Below are 1,562 nucleotides of genomic sequence, written 5' to 3'. Positions count from 1 at the left end.
GCGCCTACTGGCCACCGCCCACTCCTGCGCCCGCGCTCACGCTCGGGACCCGGCTGGTGGGCCGGCCCGGCGCACCGGCGGCGGCCTTGGCCGTGGCCCCCGGGGCCGGGGTCCCGTTGCCGTTCGTGGCCGGGGCGGCGCTCCCGTTGGCGCTGGCTCCGTTCGCCTGCGCGGCGGGGTCGGCGTCCAGCCGCGCTCCCACCCCGAGCTTCTCCTTGATCTTCTTCTCGATCTCGTTGGCCAGGTCGGCGTTTTCCTTCAGGAAGTTGCGCGCGTTCTCCTTGCCCTGCCCGAGTTGGTCGCCCTCGTAGGTGTACCAGGCGCCGGCCTTGCGGACGATGCCCTGATCCACGCCGAGGTCGATGAGGCTGCCCTCGCGGCTGATGCCGACCCCGTAGAGGATGTCGAACTCAGCCACCTTGAACGGCGGGCTCATCTTGTTCTTGACCACCTTGACGCGGGTCCGGTTGCCCACAGCGTCGGTGCCTTCCTTGAGCGTCTCGATGCGCCGCACGTCGAGGCGGATGGACGAGTAGAACTTCAGCGCCTTACCACCGCTGGTGGTCTCCGGGCTGCCGAACATGACGCCGACCTTCTCCCGGAGCTGGTTGATGAAGATCGCGGTGGTCTGAGCGTGGCTCAGCGCGCCGGTGATCTTGCGCAGGGCCTGGGACATCAGGCGGGCCTGGAGGCCGACGTGGCTGTCGCCCATCTCGCCTTCGATCTCCGCCCGCGGCACCAGCGCGGCCACCGAGTCGATCACGACGATGTCGATGGCGCCGGACCGGATCAGCATGTCCATGATCTCCAGCGCCTGCTCGCCGGTGTCCGGCTGGGACACCAGCAGGGCGTCGGTGTCGACGCCCAGATTCTTGGCGTACTCGGGGTCGAGGGCGTGCTCGGCGTCGATGAACGCGGCGATGCCGCCGAGCTTCTGAGCGTTGGCGACCGCGTGCAGGGCCACAGTGGTCTTACCGCTGCTCTCCGGGCCGTAGATCTCGACGATGCGGCCGCGCGGAAGACCGCCGAGGCCGAGGGCGACGTCGAGCGTGATCGATCCGGTGGGGATGACCTCGACGGCCTGGTGCCCCTTCTCGCCGAGCCGCATGACCGAGCCCTTGCCGAACTGCCGCTCGATCTGGACGAGCGCGGTCTCAAGGGCCTTGTCCCGGTCGCCGGCCCGCTCGACGCTCGGCCTGCTGTTCGCTGCCATGGGAACTCCCTGTCGGGTTTCGTTTCTATCTGAGCCGCCGGCGTTCGCCAGCGGTGTCGGTGCCCGACGCTATGCGCCACCACTGACATTTCCGGGACCTCCGGGACCACGCCTGCTGCCACCCGGGATCCGCACGCGCCCAACTGTAGGCGAATCTTTGTTCGATCGGCACCCGACACGCCGAATTCACTTCGGGGGCTCAGGGCAGGGTCAGCGCAGGGTCTCCGGCACGTTGAAGGACTCGCAGACGGCGCGCCAGACCTTCTTCACGTCCTCGCCGTCGGCGAGGGCACGGTCGATGGTCCGCCCGCCCAGCCCGGCCAGGACGTAGTCCTTGGCGACGCTGTGC

At 69.1% G+C, this 1,562-nt stretch carries 1 protein-coding gene; it reads right to left on the bottom strand.

The features are described 5' to 3' along the window. Nucleotides 1-4: 4 nt before the first annotated feature. A complete protein-coding gene (gene recA, locus VGF64_19060; GenBank protein ID HEY1636862.1) occupies nucleotides 5-1,213 on the bottom strand; it encodes a recombinase RecA in 1,209 nt (402 codons plus the stop codon). Nucleotides 1,214-1,562 lie beyond the last annotated feature (349 nt).

The sequence above is a fragment of the Acidimicrobiales bacterium genome (genome assembly GCA_036491125.1).
In the GTDB taxonomy this organism is placed as follows: Bacteria; Actinomycetota; Acidimicrobiia; order Acidimicrobiales; family AC-9; genus AC-9.
The sequence above is the reverse complement of the archived record's forward strand: the minus strand, read 5'-3'. Positions and strand labels throughout refer to the sequence as shown.

Excerpts from the sequence above, each read along its gene's own strand:
- recA (HEY1636862.1), bottom strand. The coding sequence starts at position 1,213 with ATGGCAGCGAACAGCAGGCCGAGCGTCGAGCGGGCCGGCGACCGGGAC.